This is a genomic window from Pseudomonas sp. BNK-30 (genome assembly GCF_047456185.1).
Classification (GTDB): Bacteria; Pseudomonadota; Gammaproteobacteria; order Pseudomonadales; family Pseudomonadaceae; genus Aquipseudomonas; species Aquipseudomonas putida_E.
This window is the reverse complement of record NZ_CP179904.1, coordinates 3,850,573-3,869,409: the sequence shown is the minus strand read 5'-3', so window position 1 is coordinate 3,869,409 and position 18,837 is coordinate 3,850,573. Positions and strand designations below refer to the sequence as shown.

The following is an 18,837-nucleotide window of genomic DNA, read 5'->3' as shown; positions in this document are numbered from 1 at the left end:
GCCTTGATCGAACCTGACAGCGACAGCACGCGCGCACGTTTCGTCCAGGTCTTCATGGCCCAGCGCGCACGCATGGAAGCCCTGGTCAGCCGTCGGGTAGGCTGCCGCGCCACTGCATCGGACCTGGTGCAGGAGCTGTTCTTGCGCTTCTGGCGGCGCCCCGAGGTCAAGGTCGAGGCGCTGGATACCTACCTGCTGCGCTGCGCCGGCAACCTGGCCATCGACCATCTGCGCAGCGAAGGCAGCCGCGAACGCATCGCCGAAGCTTCGCTGCAACTGGATGAGTGCTCGGCCCAGGCACCGGAGCAGGCCCTTGAGGTAGACCATGACCTGCAGCGCATCGAAGCGGCACTGCGCGCCCTGCCCGAGCGCACCCGGCAGATCTTTTTGCTCAACCGCATACACGGCTGCAAGTACGGCGAAATCGCCAAGGCCATGCAGCTGTCCCAGAGCGCCGTGGAAAAGCATATGATGCGCGCCCTCCAAGCGTGCAAGGCCAGTGTTGCCGAACCCGCGACCCCGATGCGCAGGCCAGGGAGCGCCCGTCGATGAGCCATTCAGACTTGACCACCGCCGACCCGTCGCACGCTGCACTGCATTGGCTGGCCAGGATCAACGAGCAGCCTGAGGTAGCGCACAGTGCGGCGTTCAAGCGCTGGTTGCTGGCCGACCCCAGGCACCGTGAAGCCTATGCCCAGGCCCAGGCGCTGTGGCACAAGAGTGCGGCACCCGCGGCACGCCTGGCCGAGGAAGAACACGCAGACCTGCAACGATACCTGGATGCCATGGCCAAGGCGCCTGCCCCGCCTCGCTGGCGGCGCGCCCGCGCACTGGCCGTAGCGGCCTGCCTGGTGCTTGCCGTGGGCGTTGCCGGGGGCTGGCATCCGGGGTACTGGCTGCAGGACCTGCAGGCCGACTTCAGCAGCACAGACGCCATTCGCCAGGTGACGCTGGCTGACCAGTCGCAGGTGACGCTGGATGCGGGCAGTGCCATTGCTGTCGATTTCCAGCAGGGGCAGCGCCATGTGCGGCTGTTGCATGGTGCTGCATTCTTCAAGGTCACGCACACCGGTGACCCGTTTGTAGTAAAGGCGGCGGGGGGGCAGGTGCGGGTGCTGGGCACCGAGTTCGAAGTGCGCGAGCAGGCCGAGGGGGCACAGGTCACGGTGCGCAACGGTCGGGTGGCGGTCACGCCGGCTCAGGGGCAGGCCGCCCGTGAGCTGACGGCCAACCAGCAACTGGCCTATGCCAGAGGCCGGGCCGGTGAGACGGCGAGTGTGGACAGCGACAGCCGTCTGGCCTGGCGCCAGGGCTGGGTCAATTACTACCAGGTGCCATTGGCGCAGGTGGTCGAGGACCTGGGGCGCTATTACCCGGGGCGGATCGTGCTGCTCGACGGCGAGTTGGGGCAGCGCAAGGTCAGCGGCAGTTTCCCGGTGCGCGAGCCACTGGCGGCACTGGATTCGCTGGGCAAGGTGATGGGGTTCTCGCGGCAGACGGTTTTCGGCCGGTTGACCGTTATCCGTTAAGCGGCGGCACTGGAAAAATAATTTTCAAAAGCGGATGAGGTAACAGGACGTGACATCCGTGTAATGAGTGGAAGTGCGATTCATTCGCAGTCATCACCCTCTCACAGGTCAGCGTCCATGAAGTTCACCCACCGTTGCGTCCCTCTCTGGCTAGGTTTCTCTGCGCTTTCGGCCTTGGCTGCTGCCCCTTGTGTCCTTGCCGCCGAGCAGCTTGAACTGCACCGGTTCGCCCAGCCGAGCCAGCCCTTGCCCCAGGCGCTCAATGCCTTCAGCCGCGCCACCGGCCAGAGCGTGGTCTACACCTTGGAACTGCCTGCCGTGCAGGCACCGGCCCTGCAGGGTACGTTCAGTGCCGAACAGGCGCTGCAGCGATTGCTGGGCAACGCTGGCCTGACGTGGCGCCGGGTCGATGCCCGCACCCTGACGCTTGAACCGGTGGACACCTCCGGTGCGCTCAACCTGCAGGCCACCACGGTGACCTCGCAGATGGACACCTACAGCTACCAGCCGCCGGCCAGCGCCTCGATCATGCGTGGCCAAGGCCCGTCCCAGGACATCCCCCAAGCCATCAACGTGGTCCCTGCCCAGGTCATCCGCGACCAGGCCCCGCGCAACCTGGATGACGCCCTGGCCAATGTCAGCGGCATCACCCAGGGCAACAATTTCGGTGGCACCTCCGACACGGTGATGAAGCGCGGCTTCGGTGACAACCGCGACGGTTCGATCATGCGCGATGGCATGCCCGTCGTGCAGGGGCGCAGCCTCAATGCGAACACCGAGCGGGTCGAGGTGCTCAAGGGCCCGGCTTCGCTGCTGTATGGCATCCAGGACCCGGGCGGGGTGATCAACGTGGTCAGCAAGCGCCCGCAATTGCAGCAGTACAACGCCCTGACCGTGCGCGGCTCGACCTACGGCAGCGGCAAGAACGGCAGCGGCGGTGGGTTCGACAGCACCGGGGCACTGGGCGACAGCAACTTCGCCTACCGTTTGATCGTCGATCATGAGGACGAGGATTACTGGCGCAACTATGGCGTGCACCGCGAATCGCTGGTGGCGCCGTCGCTGGCCTGGCTGGGCGAGGACACCCAAGTGGTGCTGGCTTATGAGCACCGCGAGTTTCTCTACCCGTTCGACCGGGGCACTGCGTTCGGCAGCAACGGCCACCCGCTGGACATTCCGGCCACGCGCCGCCTGGATGAACCTTTCAACGACATGGAAGGCCGCTCCGACCTGTATCGCCTTGAGGTCGACCACCAGTTGGCCGACGATTGGAAGCTGCACGTTGGCTACAGCTTCAACCGCGAGACTTACGACGCAAGCCAAGTGCGCGTGACCGGCGTCAACGAAGCCAAGGGCACGCTCACGCGCAGCATCGATGGCACCCACAACGCCATGAGCCGCGACCAGTTCGCGACCCTCAGCCTCAATGGCAACGTCGAGCTGGCCGGAATGCAGCATGACCTGCTCATTGGCATTGATCACGAAGACCGCAAGGTATTTCGCGGCGACCTGATTCGCCAGACCGCTCAGTCCACCTTCAGTTATGTGAACCCGGTCTATGGCCAGGAAGTGGAGGGCAGTACGGTGCGCGCCAGCGACAGCGACCAGACCGACAAGCTGCGCACCGAGGCGCTGTTCCTGCAGGACGCACTGCACCTGGACCAGCACTGGATACTGGTGGCCGGCGCCCGCTTTCAGCAGTACGACCAGTACGCCGGCCGCGGCCGGCCGTTCAAGGCCAATACCGACACCAGCGGCCAGGCCTGGGTACCGCATGCCGGCATCGTCTACAAGGTCGATGAGCAGTTGTCGTTCTATGGCAGTTACAGCGAGTCGTTCAAGCCCAACTCCAGCATTGCCCCGCTGACCGGCGGTGTGGTGCTGGATTCGTCGATTGCGCCGGAAGAGGGCAAGTCGTGGGAGCTGGGTGCCAAGCTCGACATGCCTGGCAGCCTGACCGGCACCCTGGCGCTGTTCGACATCACCAAGCGCAACGTGCTGGTCTCCAACTTCGACAGCGGTACCGGCGAGACGGTCTACAGCAATGCAGGCGAGGTCAGTTCAAGGGGGGTGGAGCTTGACCTGACCGGACAGCTCAGTGAGCGTTGGAGCCTGATCGGCAGCTATGCCTTTACCGACGCCAAGGTGACCAAGGACCCGGACCTCGAGGGTAACCGCCTGCAGAACGTGGCCAGGCACAGTGGCTCATTGTCGGCGGTGTACGACTTCGGCAGCCTGTTCGGTGGCGACCGTTTGCGTTTCGGTGCCGGAGCCCGTCATGTCGGCGAGCGCCCGGGCAACTCGACCAACACCTTCGACTTGCCCAGCTACACCGTTGCCGATGCTTTCGCCACGTACGAGACCCGGCTCGACGAGCACAATGTGCGCCTGCAACTGAACGTGAAGAACCTGTTCGACAAGGTTTACTACAGCTCGGCGGTGAACCAGTACTTCGTTGCCATAGGTGATGCGCGCCAGGTGAGCCTGTCGAGTACCTTCGAGTTCTAGTGGCTGAAGGCGGCGCGATAGTCGCCAGGTGTCGCGCCGACTGCCTGGCGAAAGCGGTTGCTGAAATGGCTGGCACTGGCGAACCCGCACAGCAGTGCAATGTCTCCCAATGGCAGCTGGCCCAGGCGCAGCAGTTGGCAGGCCCGATGCAGCCGGCGGGCCAGCAGGTACTGGTGTGGCGGCAAGCCGAAGCTGGTGCGGAACATGCGTGCGAAGTGATACTCGGAGAGGTTGCAACGCACGGCCAACTCACCGAGGGTGATGGGCTGATCCAGGTGTGTCTCGATGTATTCCACCAGTTGCCGGCGCAGGTTCGGTGCCAACCCGCCTTTGAGGCGTAACCCCTGGCGCAGCCCTACCTGGCTGAGCACGGCGTGATCGACGATCTCGTGTGCCAGGCTGCTGGCCAGCAAGCGCTCGCCTGGCTCTTCCCAGGCCAGGCTGATCAACTGGCGAAAACGCGCCGACTGCCGTGGGTCGTCGAGAAACGTCGCTTCCTGCAGTTGCATCTCCCGCGGTTCCCGGTCGAGCAGGCGCACGCAGCCCAGGGCGAATTGCACCTCGCTGATGTACAGGTGCGCCAGGCGGATCTGCCCATTGACCACCCAGTTGGACTCGTGGCCGGCCGGCATGATGCACAATTTGTCCGGCGCTCCTTTGTCGGCTGGGCGCTGGCGGCGAAAGGTGCCGGTGCCGTGGGCGATGTAGCACGACAGCGTGTGGTGGCTGGGCGCCTGATAGTCGCGGGCATCGTCACGGTTGCTCCATAGCGCCGCCGCCAGCCCGTCGCCCAGGTGCGCGCTCAGTTCCAGCCTCGCGTGGGGCGAGGCATGCATGGCGTTGAACACGTGCAACTGGGTCAGTGGGGTCATGAGCGTTTCCTCTGTCGCCATCGTACTGCCGATGCGCCGAGGTGGCAGCTCCCTGAATGCTGAAAAGCGCAAGTTTGTGCAAGCGCACTTCACTGGCCGCAGAGAACACTGATGGCCCTGGCGAGGGCTGCGTCCTCGATCGCCGGCAAGCCAGCTCCCACAGGTTGGCCGCATGGTGCCCCCCGCAATGCATGGTCGTATGCCTAAGGAACCCCCATGAACCTTTCCCTGTACCTGCTCACTGTCCTGATCTGGGGTACCACCTGGATCGCCCTGAAACTGCAATTGGGTGAAGTGGCCATCCCGGTTTCGATCGTCTACCGCTTTGCCTTGGCCGGCCTGATTCTGTTCGCCATCCTGCTGCTCACCCGCCGCCTGCAGCCGATGAATCGGCGCGGTCATCTGCTGTGCCTGGCGCAGGGCCTGTGCCTGTTCTGCGTCAATTTCATGTGTTTCCTCACCGCCAGCCAGTGGATCGCCAGTGGCTTGATCGCCGTGGTGTTTTCCACTGCAACACTGTGGAATGCGCTGAACGCGCGCCTCTTTTTTGGCCAGAGGGTTGCCAGCAACGTACTCGGTGGCGGCGCGCTTGGCCTTCTGGGGTTGGGGCTGCTGTTCTGGCCGGAGCTGTCGCACCATGCGGCAAGCCGCGAAACGCTCTATGGTCTCGGCCTGGCCTTGCTCGGTACGTTGTGCTTTTCGGCAGGCAACATGCTGTCGAGCATGCAGCAGAAAGCTGGCCTCAAGCCCATGACCACCAATGCCTGGGGCATGGTCTATGGCGCCGCGATGCTGGCCGTGTATTGCCTGATCAGTGGTATTCCATTTGCGATGGAGTGGAACACGCGCTATGTCGGCTCGCTGCTGTACCTGGTGATACCGGGTTCAGTGATCGGTTTCACCGCGTACCTGACGTTGGTCGGGCGCATGGGCCCGGAGCGGGCTGCGTATTGCACGGTGCTGTTCCCGCTGGTGGCGCTGAACGTGTCGGCGTTTGCCGAGGGCTATCAATGGACAGCCCCCGCTTTGCTCGGGCTGGTCGCTGTCATGGCGGGTAATGTGTTGGTGTTTCGCAAGCCCAAACCCACGCTGGCAGGTGCTCTGGCACGTTGAGCGCTGCGCAGCAACTGACATAAATGCCAGGTGTTGGCACGGGGTGGGCTGTTTAGACTTGCCCGGGAGCCATTAGCCCGGAAACGTCAATGTCACCATTGCTCCCCTGGAACAAGCGACTGTCGCATCGTCAGGTGCAGCTGCTCTGCCTGTTGGCCTTGGCGGTGCATCTATTGCCGCTGGTGCTTGCCGATTACGCCTATATCGATGATGTGTGGCGCGCCCAGAACGCTGGCCTCACGCCTACCGGCAATGAATCCTGGACGGGGCAGGGGCGCTTCCTGCTCTACCTGATGCATCGCATGCTGGGCTTCTCTGTCGGGGCTGTGAATCTGTTCCCTTTGCCTATTCTGCTGGCTGCCAGCGTGACTGCACTGGCGCTCGCCCGGCTGGTGTCACATTACTTCCCGGCCCCCACGGCGACCTCTGTGCTGGTGGTATTGCCCTTATGGTACAACCCCTTCTTTCTGCAAAACCTGTCGTACCAATACGACGCACCCGGTATGGCGTTGGCGCTGGCTGCATGCGTCTGGGCCATCACGCTGAGTGCCGAGCGCTGGCAGCAGTGCCTGCTGGGCGGCGTGCTGGTGGCATGTGCCGCGAGTTTCTACCAGGTCAGCATCAACGTCTTCGCTGGCTTGTGTTGCCTCGAAATCATGCGTCAGGTGCTCGGCCATGCCGGGTTGCGTCAGGTCTGCCGTCATCTTTTCGGCCGGCTGACACAACTGCTCGGCGGGTGCCTGCTGTACTCGCTCACGGCCCATCAGTTCATAGATGTCCCCCGCACCGCGTTGCTGCCTCTGGATGCCCAGTGGTGGCCTGAGGTGTTGCGGCGCCTGGAAGTTATCTTGGGGCACGTGGCGTTGTTGATCACGCCAGGAACGGCGTGGGTGTTCATCGGCCTTTCGGGGCTGGCGCTTGTGGCGCTGCTGATCGCCTTGCGTGAGGTATTGGTTGATCCACGCCCTGTATGGGAACGGGGGGTGTTGACGGCTGCGCTGCTGCTGCCCATCCCGGCTGTGGCGTTGCTGGTATACGGCCTGATGATGGTGTTCGCGCATTTTGACGGTGGCGCACGCCTGTTGATGGGGTTCGGCGTGGTCTTGATGATGCTGGCACTGCTGGCCCATCGGCTACTGTCAGGGCTTGGCGGTCGGCTGAGGTGGCTGCTGGCTATTCCTGTGTTGTTCATGTTGTCATTTTCGTTTGCTTACGGCCGAACGCTGATCGTGCAGAAGGAACTGCAACGCATGGTGACGTCTTCGCTCGCCAATGCCATCCAAAGCCGGCCGCAGTTGTACGAGACCAAGCGATTCTATGTTTTCGACATCGGTAGCAGCGCACGTTGGTTGCCTGCAGCCAGCGCCAGTTATGAACAGATGCCAGCGTTGCGTTATGTCCTGAACATCGATTTTCTGCTGTTGCCTGAGATGATGCCGCGCCTCGGGCTGGTCAACTTCACTAAAAATCCTCCGCTCGACCGTGAGCAGGTACTTGCGCGCAGCCATGCAGCGGTGGTGAAGAGCACGTTTTTCGACATCCACCTGGTCGACGGTAATGGCTATGTGCTGATGAAAGCACCTGCCCAGAGCGAGGCCTACCGATGGTAATGACCCTGCGTTTCTACCGTTATGGCCTCATCGGTGTTGGAAATACGCTGTTGCACTGGGCGGTTTTCTTCCTGCTGCACCAGGCTGCCGGGCTGAGCCAGGCATCGAGCAACTTGCTGGCATTCGCAGTGGCTGTCAGTGCGTCCTATTACCTCAATGCTCGCTTCACGTTCGCCACCGCGCCGAGCAAGCTGCGTTACCTGGCGTTCGTATCGGGCATGGGTTGCCTGAGCCTGAGCATGGGGGCGCTATCGGACCGGGCTGGTTTGTCACCCTGGCTGACCTTGGTAGCTTTTTCAGCCGTCAGCCTGATCATCGGCTACGGCTACTCGCGAACAGTGGTGTTCAAGCGGAGGCAGCCATGAACATTACCTTGGTCGTGCCCCTGTACAACGAGCAGGACACCCTCGAACGGTTCTATCACACGGTGCGTAACGAGCCGTCTTTACAGGGCGTGGTGGTCGAGATCCTGCTGGTCAATGACGGCAGCAATGATGCCAGCGAGGCCATCTGCGCCGAGTTGGCGGCACGGGATGAATGGGTAACCGTCGTCAATTTCTCGCGTAACTTTGGCAAGGAGTCGGCGTTGTTCGCCGGCCTTGAGTACGCCGAGGGCGACGCCGTGGTGCCGATCGATGTCGACTTGCAGGACCCGGTCGAGCTTATCGCGCAGATGATCGATGTGTGGCAGCAAGGGGCGGAGGTCGTTCTGGCAAAGCGCCGTAGCCGTGCCGCTGACACACGGTTCAAACGGTGGAGCGCACGCTTGTACTACCGCCTGCACAACCGCATTGCCTCGACCCGGATCGAGGAGAACGTCGGTGATTTTCGCCTGCTGGACCGTAAAGTGGTAGCCGCCATCCGCCAGTTGCCGGAGCAGCAGTTGTTCATGAAAGGTGTGTTGTCCTGGGTAGGCTTTCGTACCGCCATCGTCGAATACGACCGGCCCGAACGTACGGCGGGCAACAGCAAGTTCAGCTTCTGGCGGCTGTGGAACCTGGCCCTGGATGGCATCACCTCGTTCAGCACTGTGCCTTTGCGGCTATGGAGTTACGTGGGCGGAGGTGTATCGCTGTCGGCTTTTGCCTTTGCGGTGTACATGGTGATTGACAAACTGCTGTACGGAAACGATGTGCCGGGCTATCCGTCGTTGATGACGGCAGTGCTGTTCCTTGGCGGTGTGCAGTTGATCGGTATCGGAATACTGGGGGAGTACGTAGGGCGGATCTACCAGGAGACCAAACAGCGGCCCCGGTACGTGGTGCGCAAGGTGCTGAGGCGGCGCAGACAACCCACGTGAAGGTTGTCTGCGCAGGCCCCTTGGTGGGACAAACGCGTTATCAGCCCTTCCACACCTGCGGATTCACCAGGTCCTGCGGCCGCTCGCCCAGCAACGCCGCACGCAGGTTGTCCATTGCCCGGTTGGCCATGGCCTCACGGGTTTCGGCGGTGGCCGAGCCGATGTGCGGCAGCGTCAGGGCATTGGGCAATTTGAACAGCGGCGATTCGCTCAGCGGCTCTTTCTCGTAGACATCCAGACCAGCGCCACGAATGGTGCCGTTGTGCAGGGCCTCGACCAGCGCTGCCTCGTCTACCACAGGGCCACGGGCAATGTTGATCAGGAAGGCGCTCGGCTTCATCAGCTTCAGCTCGCGAGCACCGATCAGCTTGCGGGTGGCGTCGGACAGCGGCACCACGATGCAGACGAAATCGGACTCTGCCAGCAGTTGTTCGAGGCTGCGGTATTGCGCCCCCAGTTCCTGCTCCAGCGCCGGTTTGCGGCTGTTGCCGGCATACAGCACCGACATGTTGAAGCCGAAGCGGCCACGGCGGGCGACGGCCGCGCCGATGTTGCCCAGGCCGACGATACCCAGTGTCTTGCCGTACACATCGCTGCCGAAGTGCGCCGGGCCGACGGTGGCCTGCCATTGGCCGGCCTTGGTCCAGGCGTCCAGTTCGGCCGTGCGCCGTGCGCAGCCCATGATCAGCGAGAAGCCCAGGTCGGCGGTGCTTTCGGTGAGCACATCGGGGGTATTGGTCAGGGCGATGCCGCGCTCGTTGAAGTAGTCGACGTCGTAGTTGTCGTAGCCCACCGATACGCTGGACACCACTTCCAGTTTGGCTGCCCCCTCGAGCTGCGCGCGGCCGAGCTTGCGACCGGCGCCGATCAGGCCGTGGGCTTGGGGCAAAGCTTCATTGAACTGGGCACTGATGTCGCCGAGCTTGGGGTTCGGCACGATCACGTTGAAATCTTGCTGCAGGCGCTCGGCCATGGCCGGGGTGATACGGCTGAAGGCCAGGACGGTCTTTTTCATCGGGCTACTTCCAACGCAAAAGCTACAAGCTACAAGCTTCAAGCCGCAAGAAAAAGCAGCGCGTGCACCAATCTGCTTTTTCTTGCCGCTTGCAGCTGCTTTCAGTTCGCGATCAGCAACTCGTGGGTTTTCAGGTCCGCTTCATGGGCTGCGAGAATCTCTGGCAACGAGTTGCGCAGGTACTCAACCCAGGTCTTGATCTTCGCATCCAGGTACTGGCGCGACGGGTAGATCGCATACAGGTTCAGTTCCTGCAGCCGGTAGTCCGGCATCACCCGCACCAGGCTGCCATCACGCAAACCATCGATGGCCGAGTAGATCGGCAGCACGCCCATGCCCATGCCGCTGCGAATCGCGGTTTTCATCGCGTCGGCCGAGTTGACCTGGAACGGCGAGCTGGTGATGTTGACCAGTTCCTGGCCTTCCGGGCCGTCGAACAACCACTTTTCCAGCGGGATCACCGGGCTGACCATGCGCAGGCAGGCATGCTGCAGCAGGTCGACCGGCTTGTGCGCGAAGCCGTGCCTGGCCACGTACTCGGGCGAGGCGCAGACGATGCTGTAGGTGATGCCCAGGCGCTGCGACACGAAACCTGAGTCCGGCAGCTCGGTGGCCAGCACGATGGACACGTCATAGCCTTCGTCGAGCAGGTCGGGGACGCGGTTGGCCATGGTCAGGTCGAAGGTCACGTCCGGGTGCGACTCGCGGTAGCGGGCGATAGCATCGACCACGAAGTGCTGGCCGACCCCGGTCATCGAATGCACCTTCAATTGCCCGGCAGGCCGGGCATGCGCGTCGCTTGCCTCGGCTTCGGCCTCTTCGACATAGGTGAGGATCTGTTCACAGCGCATCAGGTAACGCTTGCCCGCCTCGGTCAGGGCGATGCGCCGGGTGGTGCGGTTGAGCAGCCGGGTTTGCAGATGGGCTTCCAGATTGGAGACCGCCCGCGACACGTTCGCGGTAGTCGTATCCAGTTGCGCCGCAGCGGCAGTGAAACTGCCAAGCTGGGCTACGCAACTGAAAGCACGCATGTTTTGCAGGGTGTCCATGGGTCACTCTCAAGGTAGAGGGCAAATTGTGTCACGAAGTTAGTTGCATGTGCCTTCGACCAAAGCCGGATTATCGCTGTTTTGGTAACAAAGATTCGCAGGAATCTGCGCTTATCGCCAGTGCGGCCGCCCCCTAGAATTGCCCAGCCCTCCACCTCTTCCTCGGGAAATCGCAGCTGTGCCGCGTCGCATCATCAGAACGCTTCAGGCGTTCAGTGCCTGTGCCCTTAGCCTCACCTTGAGCGGCTGTATCGGAACCTGGGGCATTGCCCCACAAAGCAAGACCCTCCAAGCCAATACCCTGACCACCGATGCGGCCATCCGCGAAGCCGCCAGCGATGCCCACTGGCCCGACCAGCAGTGGTGGCACGCCTACCGTGATCCACAGCTCGATCGTTGGCTCGACCTGGCTATGGCCGGTAGCCCGACCCTGGCCATGGCCGCAGCGCGGGTGCGCGCAGCCAAGGCCATGGCCGGTGTGGTCGAGTCGGCAGAAAAGCTGCAGGCCAACGGCCAGGCGTCGCTCAAACGCCACAACTGGCCTGAAGACCAGTTCTATGGCCCTGGCGCACTGTCGGGTGCCAACACCTGGGACAACAACGCCGCCATCGGCTTCAGCTATGCCCTGGACCTCTGGGGGCGCGAGCGCAATGCCAGCGAACAGGCCGTGGACCAGGCACACATGAGCGTGGCCGAGGCCCGCCAGGCGCAACTGGAACTGCAGAACAATGTGGTGCGTGCCTACATTCAGCTCAGCCTGTACTTCGCCCAGCGCGACATCGTCAAGGCCCAGCTGGAGCAGCAGGAGCAGATCCTGGCTTTGGCCAAACGCCGCCTGGACGGTGGTATCGGTACCCATTTGGAGGTCAGCCAGGCCGAAGCACCGTTGCCCGAAACCCACCGCCAACTGGATAGCCTGGACGAAGAAATCGCCCTTACCCGCAACCAGCTGGCCGCGCTGGCGGGCAAGGGGCCGGGTGAGGGCGCGCAGATCCAGCGCCCCAGCCTGGCCCTCGCCGCCCCTTTGAAACTGCCGTCGGCCCTGCCGGCCGAGCTGGTCGGCCAGCGCCCCGACGTGGTCGCCAGCCGCTGGCAGGTGGCCGCGCAGGCGCGTGGTATCGACGTCGCCCACGCCGGCTTCTTCCCCAACGTCGACCTGGTCGGCAGCCTGGGCTTCATGGCCACCGGTGGCGGGCCGCTGGAATTCCTCACCGGGCGCAAGTTCAACTACAACGTCGGGCCGGCCATCAGCCTGCCGGTCTTCGACGGCGGCCGCTTGCGCTCGCAGCTGGGTGTGGCCTCGGCGGGCTATGACGTGGCCGTGGCGCACTACAACCAGACGGTCATCGGCGCGCTGAAGAACATTTCCGACCAGTTGATCCGCCGTGAGTCGATGAAGGAGCAGGCCCACTTCGCCGCCGAATCCGTGGCCGCTGCACAGAAAACCTACGATATTGCCATGGTCGCCTTCCAGCGCGGCCTGACCGACTACCTCAACGTGCTCAATGCCCAGACCTTGCTGCTGCGTCAGCAGCAGGTGCAGCAGCAGGTGCAGGCCGCGCGCCTGATCGCCCATGCCGAGCTGGTGACCGCGCTGGGCGGTGGCCTGCAGGCCGGCAAGGACGTGCCTGAGCAGGAGCGCCAGGTGGCGCCGGAAACCCCGGCCACCCTGGCTGTTTTCGAACGCAAACCGGACCACGCCGAATGAGTACATCGAGCTTGCCCCTGCGCTGGCTGCACAGCCTGGAGTGGCGCCGTGGCTTCTTTGCCTGGGCGCGTACCGACGGGGTGACCTGGGTCTACATCTTCAAAGTGCTCGCCGCTGCGTTCATCACCTTGTGGCTGGCCATGCGCCTGGAGCTGCCGCAGCCGCGCACGGCGATGATCACCGTGTTCATCGTCATGCAGCCGCAGAGCGGCCATGTCTTCGCCAAGAGCTTCTACCGGGTGCTCGGCACCCTGGCCGGCTCGGCGATGATGGTGGCGCTGATCGCCCTGTTCCCGCAGAACACTGAGCTGTTCCTGCCCAGCCTGGCGCTGTGGGTGGGCCTGTGTTCGGCGGGCGCCATGCGCTACCGCACCTTGCGCGCCTATGGCTTCGTGCTGGCCGGTTACACCGCAGCCATGATCGGCCTGCCGGTGCTGGAGCACCCTGACCAGGCGTTCATGGCAGCGGTGTGGCGCGTGCTGGAGATTGCCCTGGGCATTCTCGTCTCGACCTTCGTCAGCGCCGCGATCCTGCCGCAATCGGCCAGCGCCGCCATGCGCAATGCGTTGTACCAGCGTTTTGGTGTGTTCGCCGGGGTGGTGGTCGAGGCCTTGCGCGGTGACAGCCAGCGTGACCGTTTCGAAACCAGCAACGTGCGTTTCGTCGCCGAGGCGGTCGGCCTGGAAAGCCTGCGCAACGTCACCGCCTTCGAAGACCCGCACATGCGCAGGCGCTCTGGCCGGCTGGTGCGCATGAACAGCGAGTTCATGGCCATCACCACGCGCTTCAACGCCCTGCACCGGTTGCTTGAGCGCCTGCGCGCCCGCGGCCCGCTGCAGATCGTCGGGGCCATCGAGCCGGGCCTGAACACCTTGGTCGAGCTGCTTGAGCCCTATGTAGGGCGTGCGCTGACCGATGCCGATGCACTGCGCCTGACGCTGGAACTGGCGGCCTACAAAGAGGGCCTGCAGGCTCAGGTACGCGGCCTGCGCGCCGAGTACCTGCTGACCGAGCCCAGCGAGTCCGACCTGCTGGATTTCCATACCGCTTTCGAACTGCTCTATCGCTTCGTCGACGAGATGTACAGCTACGCCGAAACCCATGCCTCCCTGGCCGCGCACACGCACGCGCGCGAGCAGTGGGACGAGCCTTACGTGGCCCGGACCAGCTGGCTGGTGTCGCTGGCCGCTGGCGTGCGCGCCTCGGCGGTGCTGTTGCTGCTGGGTAGCTACTGGCTGCTCAGCGACTGGCCCAGCGGGGCCATGATGACCTTGATCGCCACCGTCACCGTGGGCCTGTCGGCGGCTTCGCCGAACCCCAAGCGCATGTCGTTCCAAATGGCCTGCGGCACGGCGATCGGCGCGTTCGTCGGCTTCTTCGAAACCTTCTTCGTGTTCCCCTGGATCGATGGTTTTCCGCTGCTGTGCATGGTCCTGGCGCCGGTGTTCGTGCTCGGCGCGTTCCTGTCTTCGCGGCCGGCTTACGCAGGTTACGGCATAGGCCTCCTGGTGTTCTTCGCCATCGGTTCGGTGCCCAACAACCTGACCGTGTACGACCCTTACACCTTCATCAACGACTACATCGGCATGGTCATCGGCATGTTCGTCTGCGCTGCGGCCGGGGCGATCATCCTGCCGCCCAACAGCCGCTGGTTGTGGAGCCGCCTGGAGCAGGAGCTGCGCGAGCAGGTGCTGTTCGCCATCAGCGGTCGCCTGCGCGGTCTGGGCTCGGCTTTCGAAAGCCGCACCCGTGACCTGTTGCACCAGGCCTATGGCCTGGCTGCCGGCAAACCGCAGGTCCAAAGCCAGCTGATGGGCTGGATGTTCACCGTGCTGGAAATCGGCCACGCGGTCATCGAGCTGCGCAAGGAGCAGGCCCGCGCACCAATCCACCCGGCGTATGCCGAGTCGCAGCCGTGGCGCCAGGCCATCCGTGTCATGGGCCGCGCCTTGGCACGACTGTTCCTGCAGCCCAGCGCCAGCAACCACGAGCGCGCGTTGGTGGCGGTGGACCACGCCATCAGCCGCGTGCAGGCCACCGACGAACCCTTCGCCCGGCACTTCGACACCTCGGTGTTACGCCGCGCGCAGAGCTACCTGCACTTCATCCGTTCCTCCCTGCTCGACCCACAGTCGCCGTTGGCTACGACGAAAGGATTGCACGATGTTCCGTGAAATCATGCCCCGTGAGATCGCTTTTCATGGCGTGTACATGCCCACCATGACCTTGATGTTCCTGTTCGCCCTGGGCCTGGCCTGGGGCCTGGACCGCTTCATTGCCAGCCATGATGGCTACCGCTTCTTCTGGCACCCGGCGCTGTTGCGCCTGAGCCTGTTCGTCTGCCTGTTCGGCGCCCTGGCGCTGTCGCTCTACTGGTGAGAATCCTTCGATGAAAAAGTTCTTCAGCCTGATCGCTACCTTGCTGGTGCTGACCGCTGCCGTGGTGATCGGTCGCCAGTTGTGGCTGCACTACATGACCACGCCCTGGACCCGTGACGGCCGCGTGCGGGCCGACATCATCAATGTCGCCGCCGACGTGCCCGGTTATGTAGTGGACGTACCGGTCAAGGATAACCAGCGGGTGAAGAAGGGCGACCTGCTGATCCGCATCGACCCCGAGCACTACCAGCTGGCTGTCGACCAGGCCAAGGCGCTGGTCGCCTCGCGCAAGGCCACCTGGGAGATGCGCAAGGTCAACGCCCGGCGCCGTGCCGACATGGACAACCTGGTGATCTCCAAGGAAAACCGCGACGACGCCAGCAACATCGCCAACGCCGCCCTGGCCGACTATCAACAGGCCCAGGCAGCATTGGCAGCGGCCGAGCTGAACCTCAAGCGCACCCGGATCGTTGCCACGGTCGATGGTTACGTGACCAACCTGAATATCCACAAAGGTGACTATGCGCGGACCGGTGAGGCGGTGATGGCAGTGGTCGATGAAAACTCGTTCTGGGTTTACGGCTTCTTTGAGGAAACCAAGCTGCCGCACGTGAAGGTGGGTGACCAGGCTGAGCTGCAGATGATGAGCGGCGAACGGCTCAAGGGCCATGTGCAGAGCATCGCCCGCGGTATCTACGACCGCGACAACCCGCAGAGCCGCGAGCTGATTGCCGATGTGAACCCGACCTTCAACTGGGTGCGCCTGGCCCAGCGCGTGCCGGTGCGGATTCACATTGATGAAGTGCCGGACGGGTTTCTGCTGGCGGCGGGGACGACGTGTACGGTGGTGGTGAAGAGGGAGGAATGAAACTGTTATCGCGGGATGCCGTAAGAACGTTAGTTTTGAGCTCAGGGAGGGATTGGGAAATATCCTACTTGATTTAGGGAGAAATCGCCTGCTGGAGCTCTTGGCGGTGCTTTTCCATCGGAGCAGCCTGGGTTGTCACGAAAGCAACCCATCGATTGTTCGAGGAACTCTGATCCCATGCCCGAAAAAACGCTATCCCTGATCGACACCCCTCAGGGCTACAGCGCTTGGCTAGCTGACCTGAAAGGTCGTATTCAAAAAGCCCAGCAAAGGGCCAGCCTTGCCGTGAATCGGGAGCTGGTGGGTCTTTATTGGCATCTTGGGCGAGATATTGTCGAACGCCAAGCGGCTCAAGGTTGGGGAGCGAAAGTCATAGAGCGGCTGGCTCATGACCTCAAAACTGCGTTCCCCGCGATGAAGGGGTTCTCACGAGCCAATCTGATGTATATGCGAGCATTTGCTGAGGCTTGGCCAGAGGAAGCAATTGTCCAACAGGCTGTTGGACAATTGCCATGGGGCCATAATCTGGTGTTGCTGACCAAGTTAAAAAAGCCACAAGAGCGGCTTGCTTATGCAGTGCGGGCATCGGAGTGCGGTTGGTCACGGTCGACCTTGCAGATGCATATCGAGTCCAGGTTGCTGGAGCGCGAGGGTAATGGTGTTTCAAATTTTTCGGCGCTCTTGCAACCGCCAGGGACTGACCTGGCTCGCCAGTTTCTAAAGGATCCTTATCTTTTCGACTTCCTGAATGTAACCCAAGAGGCGAGTGAACGAGAGATCGAGGCAGCGTTGGTGGAGCACATCACCCAATTTCTGCTTGAGCTAGGGGCAGGTTTTGCCTTCGTCGGCCGCCAAGTGCATATGGAAGTCGGAGGTGATGACTTCTATATCGATCTTCTGTTTTACCACCTGAAGCTGCGTTGTTATGTAGTCATTGAGTTGAAGGCAGAAAAGTTCAAGCCGGAGCATCTGGGTCAGCTGAGCTTCTACCTCACTGCAGTTGATTTACAGATGAAGTTAGAGCAAGACAACCCCACGATTGGCTTGCTGCTGTGCAAAGGCAAGAACAAGGTGGTGGCCGAGTACGCGTTACGCGGCAAGTCTCAACCCATTGGTGTCGCTGAATTTCAGTTGATCAATACCTTGCCGGAAGAGCTGCAGGCAAGCTTGCCCACTGTCGAGCAGATCGAGCGGGAGCTGGCTATTCGTCAAGAGTGAGCCATGGCTTTTGAAAATGTCCCCTCAAGCCGCTCCCACCAGCACTGGCACCTCAACCCGATCGATCACTTTAGTGCTGATCGACGGATCCAGCATCCGCCCCAGCCGCGACAGGTGCCGGTGGCCCATGATGATCAGCTCGCATTGCAGTTCCCGTGCCTTGGCGACAATGGCCTCGACCGGTTGCCCGGCGACCATGCAGCCGTGGCTGGTGAAGCCGGCCTGCTTTAGCCATGCAACAGCCTCGGCCACGGCGCGGTCGCCGAGGCGTTGTTCCTCACAGGCGGCAGGGTATTGCTCCAGTTCCTCGGCGGTGTAGGGCGCAGGCTTGTCGTGCACCGCGAAAGTCGAGTCGATGGCCAGCAGTACATGCAGTTCGTGTTCGTCGGGCCGGCAGTAGCGGCGGGCGAGGGTGAGCAGGGCGGTCGAGGCAGGGGACGCGTCGATGGCGATCAGGACGGGGCTGGGCATGGAGGTTCCTTGCTGAAAAACTGGCTGGTCGGTTGCCTGTACCGCCCCATCGCCGGCAAGCCGGCCCACAAGTAATGCACCGATCGCAGGGCAGTGGGGCACCTGTAGGAGCCGGCTTGCCGGCGATAGGGCCGGTACAGCCACAGCATCATTAATGGCTCATCTCGCCCTCGAGATAAATGCCCCTCCACGCACGAACGCATTGCGTCTGGTGCAATCATGCGACCTGTTAACATCGCGTTCCCACAACTGCCACGGAAATCGGCCATGCCACTCCCGGACATGAACCTGCTCGTCGCCCTCGACGCCCTGCTCGATGAAGGCAGTGTGGTCGGTGCGGCGCAGCGCATGAACCTCAGCCCGGCGGCGATGAGCCGGACCCTCGGGCGTATCCGCGATGCCTTGGGCGACCCGATCCTGGTACGCGCGGGTCGTGGCCTGGTACCGACACCTCGGGCGCTGGCCCTGCGCGAGCAGGTGGCGGCGCTGGTGGAGCAGGCCGGTGAGGTGTTCCGCAGTGCTGCAGAGGTGGATTTGCCCAAGCTCGACCGAGCCTTCAACATCCGCACCAATGACCTGTTCATTGCCCTGTATGGCGCCATGCTGTTGCGCCGCATGCATGAGCAGGCCCCGCGCACGGTCCTGCGCTTCGTGCCCGAGAGCCCCGGCGGTGATGACGATAGCGTGCTGCGCGACGGGCGCACCGACCTGATCATCAGCTCGACCGTCGACCTGGGCCCGGAGATCAAGGTGCAGAGCCTGTTCCAGACCTACTACGTGGGTTTGGCGCGGCGCGACCATCCCATATTCGACCAGCCGATCACACCGCAGAGCTTTGCCAGTTATCCACAGATCAGCGTATCCAGGCGTGGCCGCGCCAATGGGCCGATTGACGTCGAACTGGCCAACTTCAAGGTGCAGCGGCGCGTGGCGCTGATCACGCCGAGCTTCCACTCGGCGTTGTTCTCGCTGCCGGATTCGGACCTGATCCTGCCGATGCCCGCCAATATCCTCAACAGTGTGCACAAGCTCGGCTTGCCGTTGCGCTCGTTCGAGATCCCGGTGCCGCTGGAGCGGGTAACCGTGCTGCAGGCCTGGCACCCGCGTTATCACAACGATCCGGCCCACCGCTGGTTGCGGCAGATCCTGAAAACCTGCTGCAGTGTCGATCCGTAAACCCGCTTCGCCCTACGGCGG

17 protein-coding genes are annotated in these 18,837 nt (G+C 62.8%); 13 read left to right on the top strand and 4 right to left on the bottom strand.

Translation table 11 applies throughout. The annotated features are described in order from the left end of the window. The first annotated feature begins 54 nt into the window (after positions 1-54). The 3 genes from ACMGGN_RS17980 (at position 55) to ACMGGN_RS17970 (ending at position 4,037) form a co-directional block, all read left to right on the top strand. Positions 55-552: an RNA polymerase sigma factor gene (locus ACMGGN_RS17980; RefSeq protein ID WP_223255085.1), complete on the top strand. Its 498-nt coding sequence runs from the start codon at positions 55-57 to the stop codon at positions 550-552. Beyond that, positions 549-1,529: a FecR family protein gene (locus ACMGGN_RS17975; RefSeq protein ID WP_125923849.1), complete on the top strand. Its 981-nt coding sequence runs from the start codon at positions 549-551 to the stop codon at positions 1,527-1,529. Before ACMGGN_RS17980 ends, ACMGGN_RS17975 begins: the two co-directional genes overlap by 4 nt. A gap of 117 nt (positions 1,530-1,646) precedes the next feature. Further along, positions 1,647-4,037: a TonB-dependent siderophore receptor gene (locus tag ACMGGN_RS17970; RefSeq protein WP_115273597.1), complete on the top strand. Its 2,391-nt coding sequence runs from the start codon at positions 1,647-1,649 to the stop codon at positions 4,035-4,037. Here ACMGGN_RS17970 and ACMGGN_RS17965 read toward each other — a convergent pair. Beyond that, complete coding sequence (locus ACMGGN_RS17965) at positions 4,034-4,909, bottom strand: helix-turn-helix domain-containing protein (protein WP_414156161.1); 876 nt, start codon at positions 4,907-4,909, stop codon at positions 4,034-4,036. The two genes, ACMGGN_RS17970 and ACMGGN_RS17965, sit on opposite strands and share 4 nt — an antisense overlap. A 216-nt stretch (positions 4,910-5,125) precedes the next feature. On the opposite strand from ACMGGN_RS17965, the gene ACMGGN_RS17960 reads away from it, so the two are divergent. The 4 genes from ACMGGN_RS17960 (at position 5,126) to ACMGGN_RS17945 (ending at position 8,932) form a co-directional block, all read left to right on the top strand. Next, positions 5,126-6,022: a DMT family transporter gene (locus tag ACMGGN_RS17960; protein WP_174142255.1), complete on the top strand. Its 897-nt coding sequence runs from the start codon at positions 5,126-5,128 to the stop codon at positions 6,020-6,022. A gap of 89 nt (positions 6,023-6,111) precedes the next feature. Further along, the gene (locus ACMGGN_RS17955) at positions 6,112-7,632 is read left to right on the top strand and encodes a glucosyltransferase domain-containing protein (protein WP_414156160.1); all 1,521 of its coding nucleotides are present in this window, start codon (positions 6,112-6,114) and stop codon (positions 7,630-7,632) included. Then, positions 7,626-7,997 (top strand): GtrA family protein, encoded by a 372-nt coding sequence (locus ACMGGN_RS17950; protein ID WP_346640377.1) that lies wholly within the window; start codon positions 7,626-7,628, stop codon positions 7,995-7,997. Before ACMGGN_RS17955 ends, ACMGGN_RS17950 begins: the two co-directional genes overlap by 7 nt. Further along, the gene (locus ACMGGN_RS17945; protein ID WP_174142257.1) at positions 7,994-8,932 is read left to right on the top strand and encodes a glycosyltransferase family 2 protein; all 939 of its coding nucleotides are present in this window, start codon (positions 7,994-7,996) and stop codon (positions 8,930-8,932) included. The genes ACMGGN_RS17950 and ACMGGN_RS17945 overlap by 4 nt, the downstream gene beginning before the upstream one ends. Before the next feature lie 40 nt (positions 8,933-8,972). Here ACMGGN_RS17945 and ACMGGN_RS17940 read toward each other — a convergent pair whose 3' ends face one another. Both ACMGGN_RS17940 and ACMGGN_RS17935 read right to left on the bottom strand, forming a co-directional pair. Next, a complete protein-coding gene (locus ACMGGN_RS17940; protein ID WP_046784799.1) occupies positions 8,973-9,947 on the bottom strand; it encodes a 2-hydroxyacid dehydrogenase in 975 nt (324 codons plus the stop codon). A gap of 101 nt (positions 9,948-10,048) precedes the next feature. Continuing rightward, a complete protein-coding gene (locus ACMGGN_RS17935) occupies positions 10,049-10,996 on the bottom strand; it encodes a LysR family transcriptional regulator (protein ID WP_046784800.1) in 948 nt (315 codons plus the stop codon). A gap of 178 nt (positions 10,997-11,174) precedes the next feature. On the opposite strand from ACMGGN_RS17935, the gene ACMGGN_RS17930 reads away from it, so the two are divergent. The 5 genes from ACMGGN_RS17930 (at position 11,175) to ACMGGN_RS17910 (ending at position 17,169) form a co-directional block, all read left to right on the top strand. Beyond that, positions 11,175-12,704 carry an efflux transporter outer membrane subunit gene (locus ACMGGN_RS17930; RefSeq protein ID WP_414156159.1) on the top strand — a complete coding sequence of 510 codons (1,530 nt, stop codon included), beginning with the start codon at positions 11,175-11,177 and terminating at the stop codon, positions 12,702-12,704. Next, entirely contained in the window at positions 12,701-14,878 is a 2,178-nt protein-coding gene (locus ACMGGN_RS17925) for an FUSC family protein (protein ID WP_046784802.1), read from the top strand. Before ACMGGN_RS17930 ends, ACMGGN_RS17925 begins: the two co-directional genes overlap by 4 nt. A gap of 4 nt (positions 14,879-14,882) precedes the next feature. Next, the gene (locus ACMGGN_RS17920) at positions 14,883-15,083 is read left to right on the top strand and encodes a DUF1656 domain-containing protein (protein ID WP_008097766.1); all 201 of its coding nucleotides are present in this window, start codon (positions 14,883-14,885) and stop codon (positions 15,081-15,083) included. 10 nt (positions 15,084-15,093) lie between these two features. Next, on the top strand, positions 15,094-15,951 hold the full coding sequence (locus tag ACMGGN_RS17915) for an HlyD family secretion protein (RefSeq protein ID WP_115273604.1): 858 nt from the start codon (positions 15,094-15,096) through the stop codon (positions 15,949-15,951). A gap of 177 nt (positions 15,952-16,128) precedes the next feature. Beyond that, a complete protein-coding gene (locus ACMGGN_RS17910; RefSeq protein WP_115273605.1) occupies positions 16,129-17,169 on the top strand; it encodes a PDDEXK nuclease domain-containing protein in 1,041 nt (346 codons plus the stop codon). A gap of 24 nt (positions 17,170-17,193) precedes the next feature. On the opposite strand, the gene ACMGGN_RS17905 is transcribed toward ACMGGN_RS17910, so the two are convergent. Further along, positions 17,194-17,640, bottom strand: coding sequence for a universal stress protein (locus ACMGGN_RS17905; RefSeq protein ID WP_115273606.1), 447 nt, complete (start codon positions 17,638-17,640; stop codon positions 17,194-17,196). A gap of 267 nt (positions 17,641-17,907) precedes the next feature. Between ACMGGN_RS17905 and ACMGGN_RS17900 the strand changes: the two genes are divergently transcribed. Next, positions 17,908-18,816, top strand: coding sequence for a LysR family transcriptional regulator (locus ACMGGN_RS17900; RefSeq protein ID WP_115273607.1), 909 nt, complete (start codon positions 17,908-17,910; stop codon positions 18,814-18,816). Positions 18,817-18,837: the final 21 nt, after the last annotated feature.

Coding starts and splice junctions, on each gene's coding strand:
- ACMGGN_RS17960 (WP_174142255.1), top strand. CDS start 5,126: ATGAACCTTTCCCTGTACCTGCTCACTGTCCTGATCTGGGGTACCACC.
- ACMGGN_RS17915 (WP_115273604.1), top strand. CDS start 15,094: ATGAAAAAGTTCTTCAGCCTGATCGCTACCTTGCTGGTGCTGACCGCT.
- ACMGGN_RS17975 (WP_125923849.1), top strand. CDS start 549: ATGAGCCATTCAGACTTGACCACCGCCGACCCGTCGCACGCTGCACTG.
- ACMGGN_RS17965 (WP_414156161.1), bottom strand. CDS start 4,909: ATGACCCCACTGACCCAGTTGCACGTGTTCAACGCCATGCATGCCTCG.
- ACMGGN_RS17905 (WP_115273606.1), bottom strand. CDS start 17,640: ATGCCCAGCCCCGTCCTGATCGCCATCGACGCGTCCCCTGCCTCGACC.
- ACMGGN_RS17970 (WP_115273597.1), top strand. CDS start 1,647: ATGAAGTTCACCCACCGTTGCGTCCCTCTCTGGCTAGGTTTCTCTGCG.
- ACMGGN_RS17925 (WP_046784802.1), top strand. CDS start 12,701: ATGAGTACATCGAGCTTGCCCCTGCGCTGGCTGCACAGCCTGGAGTGG.
- ACMGGN_RS17940 (WP_046784799.1), bottom strand. CDS start 9,947: ATGAAAAAGACCGTCCTGGCCTTCAGCCGTATCACCCCGGCCATGGCC.
- ACMGGN_RS17980 (WP_223255085.1), top strand. CDS start 55: ATGGCCCAGCGCGCACGCATGGAAGCCCTGGTCAGCCGTCGGGTAGGC.
- ACMGGN_RS17900 (WP_115273607.1), top strand. CDS start 17,908: ATGCCACTCCCGGACATGAACCTGCTCGTCGCCCTCGACGCCCTGCTC.
- ACMGGN_RS17910 (WP_115273605.1), top strand. CDS start 16,129: ATGCCCGAAAAAACGCTATCCCTGATCGACACCCCTCAGGGCTACAGC.
- ACMGGN_RS17950 (WP_346640377.1), top strand. CDS start 7,626: ATGGTAATGACCCTGCGTTTCTACCGTTATGGCCTCATCGGTGTTGGA.
- ACMGGN_RS17945 (WP_174142257.1), top strand. CDS start 7,994: ATGAACATTACCTTGGTCGTGCCCCTGTACAACGAGCAGGACACCCTC.
- ACMGGN_RS17935 (WP_046784800.1), bottom strand. CDS start 10,996: ATGGACACCCTGCAAAACATGCGTGCTTTCAGTTGCGTAGCCCAGCTT.
- ACMGGN_RS17920 (WP_008097766.1), top strand. CDS start 14,883: ATGCCCCGTGAGATCGCTTTTCATGGCGTGTACATGCCCACCATGACC.
- ACMGGN_RS17955 (WP_414156160.1), top strand. CDS start 6,112: ATGTCACCATTGCTCCCCTGGAACAAGCGACTGTCGCATCGTCAGGTG.